Origin of the sequence: Serratia sp. UGAL515B_01 (genome assembly GCF_033095805.1) — a bacterium.
Lineage (GTDB): Bacteria > Pseudomonadota > Gammaproteobacteria > Enterobacterales > Enterobacteriaceae > Chania.
The window spans coordinates 24,594-47,083 of the sequence record NZ_CP109901.1 but is presented as its reverse complement, the minus strand read 5'-3'; the positions used below and the strand labels follow the sequence as shown (position 1 = coordinate 47,083).

At 50.9% G+C, this 22,490-nt stretch carries 17 protein-coding genes, 2 tRNA genes, 3 rRNA genes, 1 pseudogene and 1 riboswitch; of the genes and pseudogenes, 11 read left to right on the top strand and 12 right to left on the bottom strand.

Annotated elements, in window-relative coordinates; genetic code table 11:
* The first annotated feature begins 111 nt into the window (after positions 1–111).
* Together OK023_RS00485 and actP are read left to right on the top strand one after the other, a co-directional pair.
* Positions 112–423 (top strand): DUF485 domain-containing protein, encoded by a 312-nt coding sequence (locus OK023_RS00485; RefSeq protein ID WP_317694241.1) that lies wholly within the window; start codon positions 112–114, stop codon positions 421–423.
* Positions 420–2,072 carry a cation/acetate symporter ActP gene (actP, locus tag OK023_RS00480; protein WP_317694240.1) on the top strand — a complete coding sequence of 551 codons (1,653 nt, stop codon included), beginning with the start codon at positions 420–422 and terminating at the stop codon, positions 2,070–2,072. The genes OK023_RS00485 and actP overlap by 4 nt, the downstream gene beginning before the upstream one ends.
* 271 nt (positions 2,073–2,343) lie before the next feature.
* Here actP and rrf read toward each other — a convergent pair.
* The 5 genes from rrf to OK023_RS00455 all read right to left on the bottom strand — a co-directional run bounded on the left by rrf (position 2,344) and on the right by OK023_RS00455 (position 7,609).
* A 5S ribosomal RNA gene (gene rrf, locus OK023_RS00475) occupies positions 2,344–2,459 on the bottom strand.
* Between the two features lie 119 nt (positions 2,460–2,578).
* Positions 2,579–5,488: ribosomal RNA gene (locus tag OK023_RS00470) — 23S ribosomal RNA — on the bottom strand.
* Between the two features lie 204 nt (positions 5,489–5,692).
* Positions 5,693–5,768, bottom strand: a tRNA-Ala gene (locus OK023_RS00465).
* A 149-nt stretch (positions 5,769–5,917) separates the two neighbouring features.
* A tRNA-Ile gene (locus OK023_RS00460) sits at positions 5,918–5,994 on the bottom strand.
* 73 nt (positions 5,995–6,067) lie between these two features.
* Positions 6,068–7,609: ribosomal RNA gene (locus OK023_RS00455) — 16S ribosomal RNA — on the bottom strand.
* The 16S, 23S and 5S rRNA genes sit together here with 2 tRNA genes alongside, the layout of an rRNA operon.
* A 648-nt stretch (positions 7,610–8,257) precedes the next feature.
* Here OK023_RS00455 and purH point away from each other — a divergent pair.
* Together purH and purD are read left to right on the top strand one after the other, a co-directional pair.
* Positions 8,258–9,847 (top strand): bifunctional phosphoribosylaminoimidazolecarboxamide formyltransferase/IMP cyclohydrolase, encoded by a 1,590-nt coding sequence (gene purH / locus OK023_RS00450; protein ID WP_317694239.1) that lies wholly within the window; start codon positions 8,258–8,260, stop codon positions 9,845–9,847.
* A gap of 51 nt (positions 9,848–9,898) precedes the next feature.
* On the top strand, positions 9,899–11,182 hold the full coding sequence (gene purD, locus OK023_RS00445) for a phosphoribosylamine--glycine ligase (RefSeq protein WP_317694238.1): 1,284 nt from the start codon (positions 9,899–9,901) through the stop codon (positions 11,180–11,182).
* A 56-nt stretch (positions 11,183–11,238) separates the two neighbouring features.
* Here the strand turns inward: purD and OK023_RS00440 are convergent, their stop codons facing one another.
* The 6 genes from OK023_RS00440 to nudC form a co-directional block, all read right to left on the bottom strand.
* The gene (locus OK023_RS00440; protein WP_317694237.1) at positions 11,239–11,910 is read right to left on the bottom strand and encodes a DUF1481 domain-containing protein; all 672 of its coding nucleotides are present in this window, start codon (positions 11,908–11,910) and stop codon (positions 11,239–11,241) included.
* A 34-nt stretch (positions 11,911–11,944) separates the two neighbouring features.
* A complete protein-coding gene (hupA, locus tag OK023_RS00435) occupies positions 11,945–12,220 on the bottom strand; it encodes a nucleoid-associated protein HU-alpha (protein ID WP_317694236.1) in 276 nt (91 codons plus the stop codon).
* A 189-nt stretch (positions 12,221–12,409) separates the two neighbouring features.
* On the bottom strand, positions 12,410–13,000 hold the full coding sequence (locus OK023_RS00430) for a YjaG family protein (RefSeq protein WP_317694235.1): 591 nt from the start codon (positions 12,998–13,000) through the stop codon (positions 12,410–12,412).
* A gap of 48 nt (positions 13,001–13,048) precedes the next feature.
* Positions 13,049–13,735, bottom strand: coding sequence for a deoxyribonuclease V (gene nfi / locus OK023_RS00425; RefSeq protein ID WP_317694234.1), 687 nt, complete (start codon positions 13,733–13,735; stop codon positions 13,049–13,051).
* A 17-nt stretch (positions 13,736–13,752) separates the two neighbouring features.
* The gene (hemE, locus tag OK023_RS00420; RefSeq protein WP_317694233.1) at positions 13,753–14,817 is read right to left on the bottom strand and encodes a uroporphyrinogen decarboxylase; all 1,065 of its coding nucleotides are present in this window, start codon (positions 14,815–14,817) and stop codon (positions 13,753–13,755) included.
* Between the two features lie 36 nt (positions 14,818–14,853).
* On the bottom strand, positions 14,854–15,621 hold the full coding sequence (gene nudC, locus OK023_RS00415; protein ID WP_317697429.1) for an NAD(+) diphosphatase: 768 nt from the start codon (positions 15,619–15,621) through the stop codon (positions 14,854–14,856).
* 96 nt (positions 15,622–15,717) lie between these two features.
* On the opposite strand from nudC, the gene rsd reads away from it, so the two are divergent.
* The 7 genes from rsd (at position 15,718) to thiH (ending at position 22,031) form a co-directional block, all read left to right on the top strand.
* Positions 15,718–16,233, top strand: coding sequence for a sigma D regulator (gene rsd / locus OK023_RS00410; protein WP_317694232.1), 516 nt, complete (start codon positions 15,718–15,720; stop codon positions 16,231–16,233).
* Positions 16,234–16,328: 95 nt separating this feature from the next.
* Positions 16,329–16,451, top strand: a riboswitch (TPP riboswitch).
* Between the two features lie 114 nt (positions 16,452–16,565).
* The gene (thiC, locus tag OK023_RS00405; RefSeq protein WP_317694231.1) at positions 16,566–18,509 is read left to right on the top strand and encodes a phosphomethylpyrimidine synthase ThiC; all 1,944 of its coding nucleotides are present in this window, start codon (positions 16,566–16,568) and stop codon (positions 18,507–18,509) included.
* Positions 18,502–19,155, top strand: coding sequence for a thiamine phosphate synthase (gene thiE, locus OK023_RS00400; RefSeq protein ID WP_317694230.1), 654 nt, complete (start codon positions 18,502–18,504; stop codon positions 19,153–19,155). Before thiC ends, thiE begins: the two co-directional genes overlap by 8 nt.
* Positions 19,145–19,894 (top strand): HesA/MoeB/ThiF family protein, encoded by a 750-nt coding sequence (locus OK023_RS00395; protein ID WP_317694229.1) that lies wholly within the window; start codon positions 19,145–19,147, stop codon positions 19,892–19,894. Before thiE ends, OK023_RS00395 begins: the two co-directional genes overlap by 11 nt.
* Positions 19,891–20,091, top strand: a complete 201-nt coding sequence (gene thiS, locus OK023_RS00390) for a sulfur carrier protein ThiS (RefSeq protein ID WP_317694228.1) — start codon at positions 19,891–19,893, stop codon at positions 20,089–20,091. The genes OK023_RS00395 and thiS overlap by 4 nt, the downstream gene beginning before the upstream one ends.
* A 1-nt stretch (position 20,092) precedes the next feature.
* Complete coding sequence (locus OK023_RS00385) at positions 20,093–20,878, top strand: thiazole synthase (RefSeq protein ID WP_317694227.1); 786 nt, start codon at positions 20,093–20,095, stop codon at positions 20,876–20,878.
* Positions 20,868–22,031, top strand: coding sequence for a 2-iminoacetate synthase ThiH (gene thiH / locus OK023_RS00380; protein WP_317694225.1), 1,164 nt, complete (start codon positions 20,868–20,870; stop codon positions 22,029–22,031). The genes OK023_RS00385 and thiH overlap by 11 nt, the downstream gene beginning before the upstream one ends.
* A 255-nt stretch (positions 22,032–22,286) precedes the next feature.
* Here the strand turns inward: thiH and OK023_RS00375 are convergent.
* Positions 22,287–22,450, bottom strand: a pseudogene (locus tag OK023_RS00375) (MFS transporter); the annotation flags it as partial.
* Positions 22,451–22,490 lie beyond the last annotated feature (40 nt).

Below are 22,490 nucleotides of genomic sequence, written 5' to 3'. Positions count from 1 at the left end.
CCCCAGTCGTTTCGGTTGGGGCGGATGAAGACAACCAGCAAGGCATCACTTGAAAGCAAAACGGGTATAGCGCGACGTGATCGATCAATAACGATAGGAGAAGAAAATAAAATGAATAACGATATTTATCAGGAGATTGAGGAAAATCCGCGTTTTAAGGAGCTGGTACAAAAACGTAGTCGTTTTGCCTGGCTACTTTCGCTGATTACATTGGCTCTTTACGTCGGTTTCATCTTTCTGATCGCTTTCAACCCGCATTGGCTGGGAACACCTCTATCTAAAGGCTTAACCATTACCCGAGGGATCCCGATCGGTATAGGGTTGATTGTGACCTCTTTTGTATTAACCGGTATTTATGTTTATCGCGCAAATGGCCAATTTGATCGTCTAAATGCAGAAATACTGCGCGAGGTGAAGAAATGAAGCGTTTGCTCTCAATTTCTGCATTGCTGGCTTTACCGGGTCTTAGCCAAGCAGACGCCATCGGTGGGGCAGTTGAACGCCAGCCACTGAATATTCAGGCGATCGTTATGTTTCTGCTATTTGTAGGAGCCACACTTTATATCACCTACTGGGCTTCGAAACGCACTCGCTCTCGAGGGGATTACTACACGGCCGGGGGGCGTATTACCGGGCTACAAAACGGCTTGGCGATAGCAGGCGACTTTATGTCTGCAGCATCATTCTTAGGTATCTCTGCATTGGTATATACCTCTGGCTATGATGGCTTAATCTATTCTATCGGCTTCCTGATAGGTTGGCCGATCATTTTGTTCCTGATTGCCGAACGGCTGCGCAACCTTGGACGTTATACTTTTGCCGATGTTGCTTCTTATCGGCTTAAGCAAAAACCCATTCGTAGCCTTTCGGCTTGTGGCTCTCTGGTGGTGGTCGCTTTGTATCTGATCGCACAAATGGTCGGGGCAGGTAAGCTGATCCAATTGCTGTTTGGCCTCAATTATCACGTCGCCGTGGTGCTGGTTGGGATATTAATGGTGCTGTACGTGCTTTTCGGTGGCATGTTGGCGACAACCTGGGTACAGATCATCAAAGCCGTTCTGCTATTAGCAGGCGCCAGTTTCATGGCTCTGATGGTCATGAAGACAGTAAACTTTGATTTCAATACGTTGTTTTCTCAAGCCGTTAAGGTACACCCAAAAGGGGAAGCGATTATGAGCCCTGGAGGGCTGGTATCTGACCCTATCTCTGCGCTATCACTCGGTTTGGCTTTGATGTTTGGTACGGCAGGCCTACCGCATATTCTGATGCGCTTTTTTACCGTTAACGATGCTAAAGAAGCACGCAAAAGCGTGTTCTATGCCACCGGATTTATTGGCTATTTCTATATTCTGACCTTTATTATCGGTTTCGGAGCGATCCTGCTCGTCAGTGCCAACCCGGCATTCAAGGATGCCAGCGGGGCATTATTGGGTGGAAACAACATGGCAGCAGTCCACCTGGCGAACGCCGTTGGTGGTAACTTCTTCCTTGGTTTTATCTCTGCTGTCGCTTTTGCCACCATTCTGGCCGTTGTTGCAGGGTTAACATTAGCAGGTGCTTCGGCGGTTTCTCACGACCTGTATGCCTGTGTCATGAAAGACGGTAAAGCGACTGAGCGTGATGAACTCAGAGTGTCAAAGATTACCGTATTACTCCTCGGCTTGGTGGCCATTGCTCTTGGTATCCTGTTCGAAAAACAGAATATTGCCTTTATGGTGGGGTTGGCATTCTCGATCGCGGCCAGCTGCAACTTCCCAATTATCATTATTTCCATGTACTGGTCTCGGCTGACAACACGGGGAGCAATGATTGGGGGTTGGCTAGGCCTGTTAACCGCAGTAATACTGATGATCCTGGGGCCAACCATTTGGGTACAAATACTTGGACACGCCAAACCAATTTATCCCTATGAATATCCAGCATTATTCTCAATGTTGGTCGCATTCATTGGTATCTGGTTTTTCTCAGTTACCGACAAATCCTTAACTGGGCAGCAAGAACGCGGGAAGTTCCGTGCACAATTCGTGCGTTCACAAACTGGGTTAGGCATCTCGCAAGGTAGTTCGCACTGATCAATTCATAGAAAATACTGGAGAAACAAAATTGAAGGCCCCATGCGAACGCATGGGGCCTTTTTGTACTGTCAAATACATCAGGTGGATAACGCCAGCCTATTCTTACCTGATTCACCTTGCTCTTAGCACCCTCCTCAGAGGCCACCGTTTGCGGCATTCCAATCTTTTCCCGACATATTGGTCGCATCACATGTTCGAGCCGAACAACAAACAATAGAAAAAGCAAAAAGCCCCATGCTTTCGCATGGGGCTTTCGACCTTATTTGATGCCTGGCAGTGTCCTACTCTCGCATGGGGAGACCCCACACTACCATCGGCGCTACGGCGTTTCACTTCTGAGTTCGGCATGGGGTCAGGTGGGACCACCGCGCTATTGCCGCCAGGCAAATTCTGTTTCATCCCAACCGCTCACGCTTCTCTCGCGTGCAGCCATCAGAACCAATCCGGAACTTTCGCTGAAAACCGACTCTTTTCTCTCAAATCCAAAACACCTTCGGTGTTGTAAGGTTAAGCCTCACGGATCATTAGTACTGGTTAGCTCAATGCATCGCTGCACTTACACACCCAGCCTATCAACGTCTTAGTCTTAAACGTTCCTTCAGGGACCTTAAAGGCCCAGGGAAGACTCATCTCGAGGCAAGTTTCGCGCTTAGATGCTTTCAGCGCTTATCTTTTCCGCACTTAGCTACCGGGCAGTGCCATTGGCATGACAACCCGAACACCAGTGGTGCGTTCACTCCGGTCCTCTCGTACTAGGAGCAACCCCTCTCAATCTTCCAACGCCCACGGCAGATAGGGACCGAACTGTCTCACGACGTTCTAAACCCAGCTCGCGTACCACTTTAAATGGCGAACAGCCATACCCTTGGGACCTACTTCAGCCCCAGGATGTGATGAGCCGACATCGAGGTGCCAAACACCGCCGTCGATATGAACTCTTGGGCGGTATCAGCCTGTTATCCCCGGAGTACCTTTTATCCGTTGAGCGATGGCCCTTCCATTCAGAACCACCGGATCACTAAGACCTACTTTCGTACCTGCTCGAGCCGTCACTCTCGCAGTCAAGCTAGCTTATGCCTTTGCACTAACCTCACGATGTCCGACCGTGATTAGCTAACCTTCGTGCTCCTCCGTTACTCTTTGGGAGGAGACCGCCCCAGTCAAACTACCCACCAGACACTGTCCTCACCCCAGATTATGGGGCAGAGTTAGAACATCAAACATTAAAGGGTGGTATTTCAAGGTTGGCTCCATGCAGACTGGCGTCCACACTTCAAAGCCTCCCACCTATCCTACACATCAAGGCTCAATGTTCAGTGTCAAGCTATAGTAAAGGTTCACGGGGTCTTTCCGTCTTGCCGCGGGTACACTGCATCTTCACAGCGAGTTCAATTTCACTGAGTCTCGGGTGGAGACAGCCTGGCCATCATTACGCCATTCGTGCAGGTCGGAACTTACCCGACAAGGAATTTCGCTACCTTAGGACCGTTATAGTTACGGCCGCCGTTTACTGGGGCTTCGATCAAGAGCTTCGCGTTGCCGCTAACCCCATCAATTAACCTTCCAGCACCGGGCAGGCGTCACACCGTATACGTCCACTTTCGTGTTTGCACAGTGCTGTGTTTTTATTAAACAGTTGCAGCCAGCTGGTATCTGCGACTGGCTTCAGCTCCGAGAGCAAGTCTCTTCACCTACGTGCCAGCGTGCCTTCTCCCGAAGTTACGGCACCATTTTGCCTAGTTCCTTCACCCGAGTTCTCTCAAGCGCCTGAGTATTCTCTACCTGACCACCTGTGTCGGTTTGGGGTACGATTCTGTGTTACCTGATGCTTAGAGGCTTTTCCTGGAAGCTGGGCATCAACTACTTCGCCACCGTAGTGACTCGTCATCACGCCTCAGGGTTGATATGCAACCGGATTTACCAGGTCACACCCCCTACACGCTTAAACCGGGACAACCGTCGCCCGGCTAGCCTAGCCTTCTTCGTCCCCCCTTCGCAGTAACACCGAGTACAGGAATATTAACCTGTTTCCCATCGACTACGCTTTTCAGCCTCGCCTTAGGGGTCGACTCACCCTGCCCCGATTAACGTTGGACAGGAACCCTTGGTCTTCCGGCGAGCGGGCTTTTCACCCGCTTTATCGTTACTTATGTCAGCATTCGCACTTCTGATACCTCCAGCAGACCTCACAGTCCACCTTCAACGGCTTACAGAACGCTCCCCTACCCAACAACGCCTAAGCGTCGCTGCCGCAGCTTCGGTGCATGGTTTAGCCCCGTTACATCTTCCGCGCAGGCCGACTCGACCAGTGAGCTATTACGCTTTCTTTAAATGATGGCTGCTTCTAAGCCAACATCCTGGCTGTCTGTGCCTTCCCACATCGTTTCCCACTTAACCATGACTTTGGGACCTTAGCTGGCGGTCTGGGTTGTTTCCCTCTTCACGACGGACGTTAGCACCCGCCGTGTGTCTCCCGTGATAACATTCTTCGGTATTCGGAGTTTGCATCGGGTTGGTAAGCCGGGATGGCCCCCTAGCCGAAACAGTGCTCTACCCCCGAAGATGAGTTCACGAGGCGCTACCTAAATAGCTTTCGGGGAGAACCAGCTATCTCCCGGTTTGATTGGCCTTTCACCCCCAGCCACAAGTCATCCGCTAATTTTTCAACATTAGTCGGTTCGGTCCTCCAGTTAGTGTTACCCAACCTTCAACCTGCCCATGGCTAGATCACCGGGTTTCGGGTCTATACCTTGCAACTAGACGCCCAGTTAAGACTCGGTTTCCCTACGGCTCCCCTATTCGGTTAACCTTGCTACAAAATATAAGTCGCTGACCCATTATACAAAAGGTACGCAGTCACCCCCATTAAGAAGGCTCCCACTGCTTGTACGTACACGGTTTCAGGTTCTATTTCACTCCCCTCGCCGGGGTTCTTTTCGCCTTTCCCTCACGGTACTGGTTCACTATCGGTCAGTCAGGAGTATTTAGCCTTGGAGGATGGTCCCCCCATATTCAGACAGGATGTCACGTGTCCCGCCCTACTCATCGAACTCACAGAATGTGCATTTTAGTGTACGGGGCTATCACCCTTTACTGCGCGACTTTCCAGACGCTTCCACTAACACACACCCTGATTCAGGTTCTGGGCTGTTCCCCGTTCGCTCGCCGCTACTGGGGGAATCTCGGTTGATTTCTTTTCCTCGGGGTACTTAGATGTTTCAGTTCCCCCGGTTCGCCTCCTGCCACTATGTATTCATGACAGGATAGTGCAACGAATTGCACTGGGTTTCCCCATTCGGGTATTGCCGGTTGTAACGCTTCATATCAGCTTACCGACACTTATCGCAGATTAGCACGCCCTTCATCGCCTCTGACTGCCTAGGCATCCACCGTGTACGCTTAGTCACTTAACCTCACAACCCGAAGATGTTTCCATCGTTCGTGCTGCAAACATTTGAGAGACTCTCTGACAGGTTAGTCCTTATCTCAATACTTCTACGGAGAGATAAGTTTCAGCTGTCAGGTTTCAATTTTCAGCTTGTTCCAGATTGTTAAAGAGCAAAATACTTCGCAGCATACTGTTGCCAGTACACTCTGAAGTATTATCAAGGACGGTATGGTGGAGCTAAGCGGGATCGAACCGCTGACCTCCTGCGTGCAAGGCAGGCGCTCTCCCAGCTGAGCTATAGCCCCATACAGTCACTCGCAGAGACCTTTATGTACCACTCGGAGAGTTACATTCGATTTGAAGTGCGAATGTAATTTCTTTTCACGCAAGGCATGTGGAAGGGAAGTTTACTGGCGTAAACGACCGCGCACATAACGCAGCATGAGAAGAAATTTGGTAGGCCTGAGTGGACTTGAACCACCGACCTCACCCTTATCAGGGGTGCGCTCTAACCACCTGAGCTACAAGCCTATAAAGGTATTTCTGCTCGTTACTTTTCATCAGACAATCTGTGTGGACACTGCACTCAACTAATATCTTTAGGTAAGGAGGTGATCCAACCGCAGGTTCCCCTACGGTTACCTTGTTACGACTTCACCCCAGTCATGAATCACAAAGTGGTAAGCGCCCTCCCGAAGGTTAAGCTACCTACTTCTTTTGCAACCCACTCCCATGGTGTGACGGGCGGTGTGTACAAGGCCCGGGAACGTATTCACCGTAGCATTCTGATCTACGATTACTAGCGATTCCGACTTCATGGAGTCGAGTTGCAGACTCCAATCCGGACTACGACGTACTTTATGAGGTCCGCTTGCTCTCGCGAGGTCGCTTCTCTTTGTATACGCCATTGTAGCACGTGTGTAGCCCTACTCGTAAGGGCCATGATGACTTGACGTCATCCCCACCTTCCTCCGGTTTATCACCGGCAGTCTCCTTTGAGTTCCCGACCGAATCGCTGGCAACAAAGGATAAGGGTTGCGCTCGTTGCGGGACTTAACCCAACATTTCACAACACGAGCTGACGACAGCCATGCAGCACCTGTCTCACGGTTCCCGAAGGCACTAAGCTATCTCTAGCAAATTCCGTGGATGTCAAGAGTAGGTAAGGTTCTTCGCGTTGCATCGAATTAAACCACATGCTCCACCGCTTGTGCGGGCCCCCGTCAATTCATTTGAGTTTTAACCTTGCGGCCGTACTCCCCAGGCGGTCGATTTAACGCGTTAGCTCCGGAAGCCACGCCTCAAGGGCACAACCTCCAAATCGACATCGTTTACAGCGTGGACTACCAGGGTATCTAATCCTGTTTGCTCCCCACGCTTTCGCACCTGAGCGTCAGTCTTTGTCCAGGGGGCCGCCTTCGCCACCGGTATTCCTCCAGATCTCTACGCATTTCACCGCTACACCTGGAATTCTACCCCCCTCTACAAGACTCTAGCTTGCCAGTTTCAAATGCAGTTCCCAAGTTAAGCTCGGGGATTTCACATCTGACTTAACAAACCGCCTGCGTGCGCTTTACGCCCAGTAATTCCGATTAACGCTTGCACCCTCCGTATTACCGCGGCTGCTGGCACGGAGTTAGCCGGTGCTTCTTCTGCGAGTAACGTCAATGAACAGTGCTATTAACACTGAACCCTTCCTCCTCGCTGAAAGTGCTTTACAACCCGAAGGCCTTCTTCACACACGCGGCATGGCTGCATCAGGCTTGCGCCCATTGTGCAATATTCCCCACTGCTGCCTCCCGTAGGAGTCTGGACCGTGTCTCAGTTCCAGTGTGGCTGGTCATCCTCTCAGACCAGCTAGGGATCGTCGCCTAGGTGAGCCATTACCCCACCTACTAGCTAATCCCATCTGGGCACATCCGATGGTGTGAGGCCCGAAGGTCCCCCACTTTGGTCTTGCGACGTTATGCGGTATTAGCCACCGTTTCCAGTAGTTATCCCCCTCCATCGGGCAGTTTCCCAGACATTACTCACCCGTCCGCCGCTCGTCACCCAGGGAGCAAGCTCCCCTGTGCTACCGCTCGACTTGCATGTGTTAGGCCTGCCGCCAGCGTTCAATCTGAGCCATGATCAAACTCTTCAATTAAAAGCTTGATTTGCTTCAACTCGTGAAGCGATGCTCGAAAATTAACTTTCGTAATAATTCATTCGCATGAATTACTGCTTGGTCACTCTTCAAGACTTGATATTTTTTTGCTGCCTAAGCAGCTGGATATCGTCTTGTGAGTGCCCACACAGATTGTCTGATAAATTGTTAAAGAGCAGTGAGTTACGCGCTTTCGCTTGCTAACTCGAGGTGGCGTATAATACGCTTTCCTCTTACAGAGTCAACCTTATTTTTAGGTTTTTTCTGCTGACCCCGGAAGCACCGTGAAATCATTCACCTGTTCCGTGTCGATGGAGGCGCATTATAGGGAGTTACGCGTCGCCCGCAACAGGTATTTTCAACAAAAAGTGTCGTTTGCTGCATTCCACAGCAAAACCCGCCTTTATACCAAGTTATACACTAACTTATCCACAAGGCGCATTTGCCTGGAAAATTTACGAGCACCACGCAAACGTTTTCGCTACAATTCTCCGCGATGAAGTGAGCCCCTATTTTAGCGGGGCGTTAACTGGATCTTTTCCTGTCCCTCTTTATAGTAAGAGAGAAATCCTTCTATATAAGAAGCAAAGTAAGGTAGAGATCCACGTAACGCTCTTTTATTGCGACTCAAAGCCAAGGGATAAAACCATGCAACAACCTCGTCCAATCCGCCGGGCCTTGCTCAGCGTGTCTGACAAATCCGGTATCGTTGAATTCGCTACAGCTCTTTGCCAGCGCGGAGTAGAACTGCTTTCCACCGGTGGCACAGCGCGTCTGCTGGCAGATGCCGGTCTGCCTGTTACCGAAGTTTCCGACTACACCGGGTTCCCAGAAATGATGGACGGACGTGTCAAGACACTGCATCCGAAAGTACATGGCGGTATTCTTGGCCGCCGAGGTCAGGACGATGCGATTATGGAAAACCATGCAATTCGCCCGATCGATATGGTCGTTGTGAATCTGTATCCTTTCGCCCAAACGGTGGCAGGCCCGGATTGTTCGCTGGAAGATGCCGTTGAGAATATTGATATTGGTGGGCCAACGATGGTGCGTTCCGCCGCCAAAAACCACAAAGACGTTACCATTGTGGTCAAAAGCAGCGACTACGCCGCTGTCATTACCGAGATGGACAATAATGACGGTTCGCTGCTGTACTCAACCCGTTTCGATCTGGCTATCAAAGCGTTTGAACATACCGCCGCCTATGACAGCATGATTGCTAACTATTTTGGCACCTTGGTTCCTGCTTATCATGGAGAAACCTCTCGGCCTTCTGGTCGTTTCCCTCGCACGCTGAATCTGAACTACATCAAGAAGCAAGATGTGCGTTACGGTGAGAATAGCCACCAACAGGCCGCGTTTTATATAGAAGAGGATCTACACGAAGCTTCCGTTGCCACCGCAGAACAGCTGCAGGGTAAAGCACTCTCCTATAACAACATCGCGGATACCGATGCAGCTCTAGAGTGTGTGAAAGAGTTTGCAGAACCTGCCTGTGTGATCGTCAAGCATGCTAACCCCTGTGGTGTAGCAATCGGTGAAAATCTCTTGGCAGCCTATAACCGTGCCTACCAAACCGATCCAACCTCCGCATTTGGCGGTATCATTGCTTTCAACCGTGAGTTGGATAAAGAAACAGCGAAAGCGATCATCAGCCGTCAATTTGTTGAAGTGATCATCGCACCCGGTATCAGTAACGAAGCACGTTCTTTGCTGGCGGCTAAGCAGAACGTACGCGTGCTGCTCTGTGGCCAATGGCAACAACGCATTCGCGGGCTGGATTTTAAACGCGTCAATGGCGGTTTGTTGGTACAAGACCGCGATCTGGGTATGGTGACTGAAACTGCCTTACGTGTGGTGTCCGAACGTCAACCCACCGCTCAAGAGCTGCGTGATGCGCTGTTCTGCTGGAAAGTCGCCAAATTCGTCAAATCCAACGCTATCGTTTATGCACGCGATAACATGACCATCGGCATCGGGGCGGGTCAAATGAGCCGCGTATATTCAGCAAAAATTGCCGGTATCAAGGCCGCAGACGAAAGTCTGGAAGTGAAAGGCTCCGCGATGGCATCAGACGCCTTCTTCCCGTTCCGTGACGGTATTGACGCTGCAGCTGCGGTGGGTATTACCTGCGTGATCCAGCCGGGTGGGTCGATTCGTGACGATGAAGTGATTGCAGCAGCTAATGAGCATGGCATTGCGATGATCTTCACCGACATGCGTCACTTCCGCCACTAATCCTTTTTGCTACGTGCGTGGCAGACACGCACGTCGTTTATGGAGCCCCTGATGAATATTCTGATTATCGGCAACGGCGGACGCGAACATGCGTTAGCCTGGAAAGCCGCCCAATCGCCACTAGCGGATAACGTTTACGTTGCGCCGGGTAACGCAGGTACCGCACTGGAAGCTAATCTGATCAATGTCGATATCGCACCCACAGATATTCCCGCATTGATCGCCTTTGCCAAAGCTAACGCAATCGAACTCACTATCGTCGGTCCTGAAGCACCATTGGTTATGGGCATCGTCGATGCCTTCCAGGTTGAAGGGTTGAAAATCTTCGGTCCTTCGCAAGCTGCTGCCCAGCTTGAAGGTTCCAAAGCCTTTACCAAAGACTTCCTGGCCCGCCACGCAATCCCAAGCGCCGAGTACCAAAACTTTACCGAAGTAGAACCTGCATTGGCATATGTACGCAGTAAAGGTGCGCCCATTGTGATCAAAGCAGACGGTCTGGCCGCAGGTAAAGGGGTGATCGTTGCCATGACGCTGCAAGAAGCCGAGGACGCCATCCAAGATATGCTGGCGGGCAATGCATTTGGTCAGGCTGGGCATCGCATCGTGATTGAGGAATTCCTTGAAGGTGAAGAGGCTAGCTTCATCGTTATGGTGGATGGCGAGAATGTCATTCCCATGGCAACCAGCCAAGATCATAAACGTGTCGGTGATGGCGATCACGGCCCTAATACTGGTGGTATGGGAGCGTATTCACCGGCGCCGGTAGTCACTGACGAGATCCACCAGCGCGTGATGGAACAGGTGATTTGGCCAACTGTGCGCGGCATGGCGGCAGAAGGCAATACTTATGTCGGCTTCCTTTATGCTGGCCTGATGATTACCGAAGATGGCCAGCCTAAGGTTATTGAGTTCAACTGTCGCTTTGGCGATCCTGAAACTCAGCCGATCATGCTGCGCCTGCGTTCAGATCTAGTGGAGCTCTGTCTGGCAGGAGCCGAAGGCAAACTCGCTGAGAAAACCTCTGAGTGGGACGAACGTCCTTCCCTCGGTGTTGTCTTGGCCGCAGGCGGTTATCCTGGGGAGTACCACCAAGGCGATGTGATTGAAGGTTTGCCACAGCAGGAAAATGCTGATGAGAAAGTCTTTCATGCAGGTACACGGATACAGGGAAACCAGGTGGTAACCAGCGGTGGGCGCGTGCTTTGCGTAACCGCATTGGGTAAAACTGTCGCAGCAGCACAAAAGCAGGCTTATCTGTTAGCGGAAGGGATTAGGTGGCAAGGCAGTTTCTGCCGCAAAGATATTGGCTACCGCGCTATCGCCCGAGAAAAGTAAGCTATCGTCTCGATACAAGAGGCTCTGTACGTAGGGCCTTTTGTTGGTTGGCGTTTCTATAGCGTACCTTGCGTCGGCTCCCAACGGCAAAAGTCATCATTAGAAACCAACAGCAACTCTCGTCCTTCAGGCCCATCCAGCCAGGCAAGACTAACCGGTTGGCGACTTTTAGCCGCTCGCCGTTCGACTAAAGCCTCGGCCTGCTTATCAAAATCCGGCTTGACCGTTTCACCATTGCACAACTTGACTTCCCCTTGCTGCCAATGTCCCTGCAGCAACCTCACGCGGCCTGCATTAAGCACGTTACTCACTTCCAGAATACGACGAGCCTGATAGCGGTAGAGTGCGATATCATCACTGGACAACTTTTGGCGTTGGGTAGCCAACTGACGCTGCATAAAACTGACCGTGCCATTTTCTGTGAAACGAAGTTGAATAGAATCGCGATCACCATCCGCATCGGTACGTTTGATCTGGTACAGCACACCATTGTGATATTCGTACAACGTTGAGATTGTCCCTGGCCCACGATAAGGACTATAGACACTCATCAGTACCGAAGGGCGCTGCTGCCTGTCATCTCTTCGCCATATTCGTACAACACCCTGATCGGCAACAAAACCCGTGGCGCTAAAAGAAGGTGTAGACGAGCGAAAACTACAGGCGCTCAAACCACTGACAACAACAGCCATTATGAGCGCCCGTTGGATAAACAAAAGGGGCACCATCGCCCCCCTGTTTAAACATTTTAATAACACGCGATTAGGACTTAACCGCGTCTTTCAGAGCTTTACCTGATACGAATGCAGGCACATTGGCAGCTGCGATTTTGATTTCTTTACCAGTTTGTGGGTTGCGGCCAGTGCGCTCGCTACGATGGTTTACCTTGAAAGTACCGAAACCAACTAATTGCACTGCATCACCTTCTTTCAGAGACTCAGTAATAGCAGTCAGGGTGGATTCCAGAGCCAGTTTAGCTTGAGCTTTGGAAAGGTCAGCCTTGTCCGCGATTACATCAATCAGTTGAGTCTTGTTCATAACTTATCCTTACAGTGTGTTTATCGTTTGCAAAGCATCGAGTGCGACGGATATGCCGATGGACAGCACTCTCCTGCATACACGCACCGATAGCCACTTTTTTTTCGCCCCCCAAATGTAGACCAGACAGGGTGCGGATGTGAAGCCTTAAGGCACGACAAATCAGACGTTAAATCACGTTTTATTGCGTTATTGCGTTAAATTTATCCCAATATTACTTACCGCAGCCTCACGCAGGTCAGATCGTAACCCTTTGATCAAATCCAGATCACGTTCTTCACAGGCAGCCAACAGGCGGAAAATTTCCCATTGAATGTCCCATTCTTCCTCAACGGCAGGCAGAATTTTCAGTTCTTCATCGGTCATTTCTTTACCGGCCTGAGTCATTTCCAACATTGCCACAGTGCGAATTGACGTTTCGCTGATAGTGATAGCGTGTTCCAACGTCTCGCCACTGAGGCGTGAATGGATCAGTTCTCCCAATGCAATACAAGCATCTATTGCCGGATAGACACCGTAAAGATCGTAATCGTCAGCCGACGGGATCGCTTCTTCCAACTTTTCCAGTTGACTGTCAAAATTGACCTTAGCGTCTTTCACCACCAACGTCTCCCATATCAGATCCAGAATACGACGATAAACCGCCGGATCGCCAAACTCCGTTTGCAGGCAGAACATCTGGTAATTCGGGTACATACGCTCGCACAGACAGGCCATAAAGGTCAAATGTTGCCAGCTTTCCAGCTTTTCCAAGCGTAAATGAATTGGGTTACGTAGCATTGTCTACTCTCTTACTCGTTATCTGCCGCGCAGTGTACCCGAAATCATTCATTGCGACACCTCTGGATGCTGCTGTAACCAGCGCACAAAAGCAGGACGGTGTGAAGCGATAGCATCAGCCCAACGGGTGGGTTCTGGCAAGCGATAACCGGCCATACAATGCTGCACCCAGGCCAAAGCACTTACGGCACCAACACGGTGCCCCGTCGAGATAAAAAGTGGGTTACAGCGTGCTTTGCTGCGCCATACCCATCCCAGTTGCTCGCCCTTATCTTCCAACACTGTTAACGCACCGGCGGCGGCGTCCAATGGGGAAAACTCACCGCATAAGCGTTTTTTCGCAACGCCAATGGTTGGTACATCCACCAGCAGACCAAAGTGGCTTGCAACCCCTAAACGCCTTGGGTGAGAGATACCGTGCCCATCAACAAAAACAAGATCGGGTTTACGTTCTAGTTGCTCCCAAGCGGCAAGCAACGCTGGATACTCGCGAAACGAGAGAAAACCTGGGATATAAGGCATGCAGGTATTAATACGCGCTATACGATATTCCACCAGTTCCAGCGAAGGGTAACGCAAGATAGCAATAGCAGCACGCGTTACCGAGCCTTCCTGTTCAAATCCAACATCCGCACCGGCAATATATGCTGGCGGATTTTGCAAAAAATCATCATGACGGATGATTTCTCCTGCACGCAGTTGTTGTTCCGTACGCAGAGCCTGTGTGTCTATCACTGCGTCTCTCCAAAGGTTCAACGGTGGTATTTAGCCGAAAGCGCATGAACTGCGTCAACAAATGCACCCGCATGCTCAGGTGGCACATCCTGATGAATTCCGTGCCCAAGGTTAAAGACATGACCTTCACCGTGGCCAAAACCAGCCAGAATAGTTTCTACCTCCTGTTCGATGCGTTGCGGTGCAGCATACAACATGGAAGGGTCCATATTACCTTGTAACGCAACTTTGTCGCCAACACGGTGACGAGCATCAGCAATATCGGTTGTCCAATCCAAACCCAGCGCATCACAACCAGTGGCCGCCATAGCCTCCAGCCATTGGCCTCCCCCTTTGGTGAACAGGGTCACCGGAACCCGGCGCCCATCGTTTTCACGCAGCAAACCATCAACGATTTTATGCATGTAGTGCAAAGAAAACTCACGGTAATCACGGCCCGTCAACACGCCACCCCAGGTATCAAACACCATCACGGACTGCGCTCCGGCTCTGATCTGGGCATTGAGATAGAGAATGACGCTGTCCGCCAGCTTGTCCAACAACAGATGAAGCGTCTGTGGCTCAGCGTACATCATTTTTTTCAGCTTGGTGAACGCCTTACTGCTGCCCCCCTCAACCATATAGGTGGCCAGTGTCCACGGGCTACCGGAGAAACCAATCAAGGGCACTTCCCCTTTGAGCTCGCGACGAATGGTACGAACAGCATTCATCACATAGCCCAGTTCATCTTCCGGATCAAACAGCGGCAGTTTTTCAACATCTGCACGGCAAGTGATCGGGGCTGAAAAACGTGGCCCCTCGCCTGCCTCAAAATAGAGCCCAAGCCCCATGGCATCAGGAATAGTGAGGATATCTGAGAACAGAATAGCGGCATCCAGCGCATAGCGACGCAGTGGTTGTAATGTCACTTCACACGCCAGCTCGGCATTTTTGCACAATGACATAAAATCACCGGCCTGCGCACGGGTAGCCTTATACTCCGGCAAGTAACGACCGGCCTGGCGCATCATCCATACAGGGGTAATATCCACCGGCTGGCGCAGTAAGGCACGCAGGTAGCGATCGTTCTTCAACTCATTCATTATTGGGCTCCCTTGATAATCTGCCGCCATTGTACCTTATTCTGCCCGGCACAGCGCCACCGTGTCCTCTATCAGACGACGCGCCACGGTACCTGGCGGCGGTAACATCGGTAGTTGATCATAACGATACCAACCCGCATTAAGTAACTCTTTCGGATCGTGACGCACTTCTCCGCTGTGATAATCGGCCATGAATGCCATCATCAATGAATGCGGGAACGGCCAAGGCTGGGAAGTCACGTAACGCAGATTGGTGATAGCAATATTGCTCTCTTCCATGACTTCACGCGCCACAGCTTGTTCCAGCGTTTCGCCAACCTCCACAAACCCTGCCAGTACCGTATGTATGCCTCCACGATGGCGAACGTGTTGAGCCAGCAGGATCTCATCCTGACGACGAATAGCGACAATCACGCAGGGCGCAATCTGCGGGTAGTAACGTTCACGACAGTGATTACACAGGCAGGCACTCTCGGTACGGCTAAGATGCATTTCGTGTCCGCAATAACCACAGAACTTATGCGAACGATAAAAATCTGCCAATTGCACACCGCGCCCGGCCAGTTGGAAAAGGCCGCGATCAAGATCGAGCAATTGTCTCACCGAGCCCATATCACTCGGCATTAACTTGCGTATCAACCAAACGGTTGCGCCTTCCCATTCGCCAATCTGGCGTGTCAATTGGCCCTGGAGTGAAAATGATGCGGAAGAACCAAACGGAAGTTCACCATTTGGTAACCAAATTTTGCTTTCATGGCTGATGATCCACCAGCCATTTTCATTACCCGTTAACGCAAGTTCCATATGTTGTTGCACAACCTCTGCTTCACTGGCAATCTAGAGATGGGCTTGTTACATTTTAATAACTTACCGTGTCTTTCTATTACTACGGAGTCAACTATGCTCAACCGACTGGAAAGCCTGACTCAACGCGTTGGTGGCAGTAACGAATTAGTCGATCAATGGCTACAAGCACGTAAACAGTTGCTGATCGCCTATTGCACCTTAGCCGGCATAAAACCCAACAAAGAAAAGCATAAACCGCTGAATGAAAAAGCGCTCGATAACTTTTGCTATCATCTGGTGGATTATCTTTCTGCCGGGCATTTTCACATCTATGGCAAAATTATCAAACAAGTAGAAGGTTCTGCCAGCCCCAAAATGGCACTGGCCACCAAGTTTTACCCCAAGTTACAAGCCAATACTGAAAGCGTGATGGAATTTCACGATCGCTTTAGCGAAATCGAACTCGATCAGAATGTGTTGCAAGAACTCAATCAAGCATTGTCGAATGTCGGCGAAGCGCTGGCTTCACGTTTTGCATTGGAAGATCAGTTAATTCAGCTCGCTGCAGAAACCTGGCAACAGGGAAATCCCGACGCAACTAATACAGGAACGGCGCAACATCCTGCCTGATTTACACTTTGCCCAATATCTTTTGCACTGCAGCACAACTGCAGTGTGAAAGATGAAGGGCAAGCTTGTAGTTTTTATTCTCCCTTCTATACTGAGTGCTCTTGTCGGAGTGCCTAGCGTTGATTTTCCATTAAATCGGCCAGGCTGAGACCGTTAATTCGGGATCCGCGGAACCTGATCGGGTTAATACCCGCGAAGGGAACAAGAGTAATTTATCGCCATAGGTGCAATGCCCACCAAAGGGCCCTCTGCCTCACCGGCCAACACCATTACTCCCTCCGAGCTCCAGACAAGCAATTTTCCGAACATCACCACACTGATAGGAATTTGCTATGTCTACTGTGAAAAAAACCCGTTCCCGTAAAGAACAGCGCGATGATGCGCAGTCTTTCATTGCCTCTCTGCAAGGTGTGACATCCCCCAATTCTCGTCGTATTTATCTTGCAGGATCGCGAAGCGACATACAGGTCCCAATGCGGGAAATTCAGCTTAGCCCAACGCTGATTGGTGGCAGTAAAGACTATCCACTGTACGAACAGAATGAAGCCATTCAGGTATACGATACCTCTGGTCCTTATGGCGATCCGCAACAGACTCTGGATGTTCACCATGGCCTGAAAAAAATACGCGCGGGCTGGATCGCTGAGCGTGCGGATACACAAACGTTAACCGGCGTTAGCTCTGGTTTCACTCAACAGCGGCTGGCGGATGAAGGATTGGATCATCTGCGTTTTGAAAACCTGCCGCTACCACGCAAAGCACTGGTGGGTAAATGCGTAACGCAGCTGCACTACGCACGTGCCGGTATTATTACGCCAGAGATGGAGTTCATCGCCATCCGCGAAAATATGGGGCGTGAACGCATTCGCAGCAAGGTGTTACGCCAACAACACCCTGGCCAAAATTGGGGAGCTAACCTTCCGGAAAATATCACGCCGGAGTTTGTACGCCAGGAAGTGGCTGCTGGTCGTGCCATCATTCCTGCCAATATTAACCACCCAGAATCTGAGCCGATGATTATTGGCCGTAATTTCCTGGTCAAGGTGAATGCCAATATCGGTAACTCAGCGGTGAGTTCCTCAATCGAAGAAGAAGTGGAAAAGCTGGTATGGTCGACTCGCTGGGGCGCTGACACCGTGATGGACCTCTCCACTGGCCGCTATATCCATGAAACGCGCGAATGGATCCTGCGTAACAGCCCGGTGCCGATTGGCACAGTTCCCATCTATCAGGCGCTGGAAAAAGTGAACGGTGTAGCAGAAAACCTGACTTGGGAAATGTTCCGCGATACGCTGTTAGAACAGGCCGAGCAAGGCGTGGATTACTTCACTATCCATGCAGGGGTACTACTGCGTTATGTGCCAATGACCGCCAAGCGTTTGACCGGTATCGTGTCACGCGGCGGTTCAATTATGGCCAAATGGTGCCTATCCCATCATCAGGAAAATTTCCTCTATCAACACTTCCGCGAGATCTGCGAAATTTGCGCCGCTTACGATGTTGCGCTGTCGCTCGGCGATGGTCTGCGCCCAGGCTCAATTCAGGACGCCAATGATGAAGCACAGTTTGCCGAATTACATACTTTAGGCGAATTGACTCAAATAGCCTGGGAATACGATGTACAGGTCATGATCGAAGGCCCAGGACATATCCCCATGCATATGATCCGCCGCAATATGACCGAAGAACTGGAGCATTGCCACGAAGCGCCATTCTATACGCTGGGCCCCTTGACTACCGATATTGCACCGGGTTACGACCATTTCACTTCTGGCATTGGTGCCGCGATGATCGGCTGGTTCGGTTGTGCAATGCTGTGCTACGTGACGCCGAAAGAACACTTGGGTTTGCCGAACAAAGAAGATGTGAAACAGGGACTTATCGCCTACAAAATCGCTGCTCATGCTGCCGATCTGGCAAAGGGCCACCCAGGGGCACAGATCCGTGATAACGCCATGTCAAAGGCACGATTTGAATTCCGCTGGGAAGATCAGTTCAACCTGGCGTTGGACCCTCTAACCGCACGCGCTTACCACGATGAAACATTGCCGCAAGAATCAGGCAAGATTGCTCATTTCTGCTCAATGTGCGGGCCAAAATTCTGTTCAATGAAAATTTCACAGGAAGTCCGTGACTATGCAGCTACCCAGACAGCGGCAGAAACAGCGGAAGTCCAGTTAAGCGGGATGGAAAAAATGTCTGTTGAGTTCCGCTCGCGGGGCAGCGAGCTTTACCACAGTGCGTCCAATCTCCAGGAGGAGACTAATAATGATTAAAATCACCCCTCCCTTCCCCACTACGCCACACAGGCTGGGCCTATACCCAGTAGTTGAGAGTATTGAGTGGATCGTCCGTCTGTTGGATGCTGGCGTTACGACCATCCAGTTACGCATCAAGGATAAGACAGACGAACAGGTAGAGGCTGATGTTGCTGCCGCCATCGCTCTTGGCAAACGTTACCAAGCTAGATTGTTTATCAACGATTACTGGCGGTTGGCGATCAAGCATGATGCCTATGGCGTACATCTGGGGCAGGAGGATTTGGATACTGCCGATCTGGCTGCAATCCACCGAGCAGGCTTACGTTTAGGCGTTTCTACCCACGATGACGCTGAGCTGGCTAGAGCTATCGCCGTGAAACCCTCCTATATTGCGCTAGGGCATATTTTCCCGACACAAACCAAAGAGATGTCTTCAGCACCTCAAGGCCTAGTCGAACTCAAACGCCACCTCGCCGGATTGCAAGATTACCCAACGGTAGCGATTGGCGGGATCAGTATTGAACGAGTGCCAGCCGTACTGGCCTGCGGCGTTGGCAGTGTTGCCGTAGTCAGCGCCATTACTCAAGCATCTAACTGGCGTGCTGCTACAGCGCAGTTGCTGCAACTTATTGAAGGTAAGGAACCATGCAATGCAGAGTGACCAAGAGTTTCTGCGTTACAGCCGCCAATTGTTGCTCGAAGAAATTGGCCCCGAAGGGCAGCATAACCTGAAACAGGCGACGGTACTCATCGTCGGCCTGGGCGGGCTTGGCTCTCCGGCCGCGTTGTATCTTGCCGCAGCCGGTGTGGGTAATTTATTGTTGGCTGATGATGACAAACTACATATCACTAATTTGCAGCGGCAAATCCTCTATCGGACTGCCGACATCAACAACAGCAAAGCCCAACTTGCACAACGTGATTTACAGGCACTCAACCCGCTGGTGCAATGCATCGCATTGGAACAACGCCTTGAAGGTTCAAGACTGAGTGAGGCCGTTAGGCGTGCCGATCTGGTACTCGACTGCAGCGATAACATGGCAACCCGACATGCAGTTAATGCGGCTTGTTTTAACGCGGGTGTGCCTTTAATTAGCGGCAGCGCAGTGGGGTTCAGCGGCCAATTGCTGGTTATTGAACCTCCCTATATTCAGGGCTGTTATGCCTGTCTCTATCCCGAGCAAACTGAACCACAACGTAATTGCCGTACAGCCGGTGTACTCGGCCCGGTCGTTGGTGTTATTGGTACGCTCCAGGCACTGGAGGCAATCAAAATGTTGGCAGGCCTACCTTCTTACCTTAGCGGCAAACTGCGATTATTCGACGGCAAGCAGCAAAGCTGGCACACGCTACAACTGAGCAAAGCCACTGCCTGTAACATCTGTGGAGGTTCGGTATGAATATTATGCTGAATGACCAACCACTGGAGTTGGAAAACCCCTTGAGCATACTGGCCTTACTTGAGCAATTGCAACGCCACCAGCCAGGCACCGCATTGGCGATAAACCAGGTCATCATTCCACGTATAGACTGGGCAACCCGCTACGTGCAAGACGGTGATGATATTCTGCTATTTCAAGCGATTGCAGGGGGCTAACATGCTACAAATCGCCGATACTACTTTTACTTCACACCTATTTACCGGCACAGGGAAATTCGCTTCGTCAGATTTGATGTTGGCATCCCTGCAAGCATCAGGCTCTCAGTTAGTGACCATGGCGATGAAACGCGTCGATCTGCGTAACGGTAACGATGCCATTCTGACACCGCTGCAACAGTTGGGCGTACGGCTATTACCGAATACTTCTGGGGCCAAGACCGCTGAAGAAGCGTTATTTGCCGCTCGGCTGGCACGTGAGGCATTGGGAACTCACTGGGTGAAACTGGAAATTCATCCAGATGCAAAATATCTGCTACCAGACCCGGTCGAAACCCTGAAAGCAGCAGAAACGCTGGTTAAAGAAGGGTTCGTGGTGTTGCCATATTGTGGTGCCGACCCGGTTTTGTGTAAACGGCTGGAAGAAGTAGGCTGTGCAGCCGTGATGCCATTAGGCGCACCGATAGGGTCTAATCGAGGGCTACTTACCCGCGATTTCCTAAAGATCATTATCGAGCAGGCAAAGGTTCCCGTCGTAGTCGATGCCGGAATTGGTGCACCCAGTCACGCGTTAGAGGCTATGGAATTGGGCGCGGATGCGGTGTTAGTCAACACCGCCATCGCGGTAGCACGCGACCCGGTAAAAATGGCCCAGGCCTTCCGTTTGGCTGTTGAGTCTGGTGAGTTAGCCTACCGCGCTGGCCTAGGCAGCCAACAACGGAGCGCTGTCGCATCCAGCCCGCTAACCGCTTTCCTCAGCCACACGGAGGCTTCTGATGCAAGATGATTTTAATCAGCGTTTACAACAGCTTAATTGGGATGATATCCAGCTTGGCATCAACAGCAAAACTATATGCGATGTTGAAAATGCACTCAATGCAGAAAAGCTCACGCGGGATGATTTCATGGCGCTTATTTCACCCGCCGCCACACCTTATCTTGAACCTTTAGCGCAGCGTGCACAGCAACTCACACGCCAACGTTTTGGTAACGTAGTGAGTTTTTACGTACCGTTATACCTCTCTAATCTGTGTGCCAACGACTGTACTTACTGTGGTTTCTCAATGAGTAACCAACTTAAACGCAAGACGTTGAACTCAGAAGAGATCGAACGGGAATGCGCGGCAATCAAGGCACTGGGGTTTGACCATCTGCTGCTGGTTACCGGTGAACACCAGCGTAAAGTCGGCATGGACTACTTTCGTCAGCATATCCCCACTATTCGTCGTCATTTCAGTTCATTGATGATGGAAGTTCAGCCGCTGGCTCAGGAAGAGTATGTCGAGCTAAAAGCGCTTGGATTGGATGGCGTTTTGGTTTACCAGGAAACCTATCATCCTGCAACCTACCAACGGCACCATCTGCACGGGCAAAAACAGGACTTTAATTGGCGGTTAGCCACCCCGGATCGATTAGGCCGCGCCGGGATCGACAAGATCGGCTTAGGAGCGCTGATCGGGCTTTCTAGCAGTTGGCGTGCCGACTGCTATCTGCTGGCGGAACATCTGCTCTATTTGCAACAAACTTACTGGCAGAGCCGCTACTCGATCTCCTTCCCGCGGCTGCGACCTTGTACTGGTGGTATTGAGCCTGCTTCCCTCATAAACGAGCCGGAACTGATGCAATTAATCTGCGCTTTCCGATTGCTCGCTCCAGATGTTGAGATTTCATTATCAACCCGGGAATCATCCTTGTTCCGCGATCATATGATCCCGGTGGCGATCAACAGCGTAAGCGCTGGTTCGAAAACACAACCGGGCGGATACGCTGACGATGTTCCCCCCCAGTTGGAGCAATTTGAACCACATGACAGCCGCACACCTCAGCAGGTGGCACAGGCGATTCAAACTGCCGGATTACAGCCGGTATGGAAGGATTGGGATGACTATTTGGGACGCGCTGCGCAACCGCCTGTAACGATTACAAACCTCCCCCAATAGCGTGAGGAATGCTACGCAAAGCAAAAAAGGCAGGCTGGTGCGAAAAATCATTATCGCTATAGTGGCGATGTTGGTTATCAAACCCGAAACCAACCAAGGTTATCTCCTCTCTTGATAACCTTGCCTAACCCAACACCGGGTCGTGTGGAGATACTCCACACGTTCCCGGTTTCTTGTTTGCTCGTGCTATCCGAAACGACTTCAGTCTGTGTTCTGAGGCTTCATTCTTATGCCAACAATGGCTGAAAGCAGGCATCATATTGCCAGATAAGCCGCCACCAAATGCCAAGCATAAACTCGACCAACAAGACGGCGATAAACGGAGTGAAAACGCTACCGACAACGCTGGCAACCTGATAACCCACGGCATACCGCTATACGCTATAGCGGTATGCCGTGCCAAACAGTTCAGTAAACATTTGTAAGGTTAAATCGCTACGAGTGGAAGATGCGTGATTA

What these genes read in the sequence shown, in the direction of transcription:
- OK023_RS00485 (WP_317694241.1), top strand. Translation starts at nt 112, where the DNA reads ATGAATAACGATATTTATCAGGAGATTGAGGAAAATCCGCGTTTTAAG.
- actP (WP_317694240.1), top strand. Translation starts at nt 420, where the DNA reads ATGAAGCGTTTGCTCTCAATTTCTGCATTGCTGGCTTTACCGGGTCTT.
- purH (WP_317694239.1), top strand. Translation starts at nt 8,258, where the DNA reads ATGCAACAACCTCGTCCAATCCGCCGGGCCTTGCTCAGCGTGTCTGAC.
- purD (WP_317694238.1), top strand. Translation starts at nt 9,899, where the DNA reads ATGAATATTCTGATTATCGGCAACGGCGGACGCGAACATGCGTTAGCC.
- OK023_RS00440 (WP_317694237.1), bottom strand. Translation starts at nt 11,910, where the DNA reads ATGGTGCCCCTTTTGTTTATCCAACGGGCGCTCATAATGGCTGTTGTT.
- hupA (WP_317694236.1), bottom strand. Translation starts at nt 12,220, where the DNA reads ATGAACAAGACTCAACTGATTGATGTAATCGCGGACAAGGCTGACCTT.
- OK023_RS00430 (WP_317694235.1), bottom strand. Translation starts at nt 13,000, where the DNA reads ATGCTACGTAACCCAATTCATTTACGCTTGGAAAAGCTGGAAAGCTGG.
- hemE (WP_317694233.1), bottom strand. Translation starts at nt 14,817, where the DNA reads ATGAATGAGTTGAAGAACGATCGCTACCTGCGTGCCTTACTGCGCCAG.
- nudC (WP_317697429.1), bottom strand. Translation starts at nt 15,621, where the DNA reads ATGGAACTTGCGTTAACGGGTAATGAAAATGGCTGGTGGATCATCAGC.
- rsd (WP_317694232.1), top strand. Translation starts at nt 15,718, where the DNA reads ATGCTCAACCGACTGGAAAGCCTGACTCAACGCGTTGGTGGCAGTAAC.
- thiC (WP_317694231.1), top strand. Translation starts at nt 16,566, where the DNA reads ATGTCTACTGTGAAAAAAACCCGTTCCCGTAAAGAACAGCGCGATGAT.
- thiE (WP_317694230.1), top strand. Translation starts at nt 18,502, where the DNA reads ATGATTAAAATCACCCCTCCCTTCCCCACTACGCCACACAGGCTGGGC.
- OK023_RS00395 (WP_317694229.1), top strand. Translation starts at nt 19,145, where the DNA reads ATGCAGAGTGACCAAGAGTTTCTGCGTTACAGCCGCCAATTGTTGCTC.
- thiS (WP_317694228.1), top strand. Translation starts at nt 19,891, where the DNA reads ATGAATATTATGCTGAATGACCAACCACTGGAGTTGGAAAACCCCTTG.
- OK023_RS00385 (WP_317694227.1), top strand. Translation starts at nt 20,093, where the DNA reads ATGCTACAAATCGCCGATACTACTTTTACTTCACACCTATTTACCGGC.
- thiH (WP_317694225.1), top strand. Translation starts at nt 20,868, where the DNA reads ATGCAAGATGATTTTAATCAGCGTTTACAACAGCTTAATTGGGATGAT.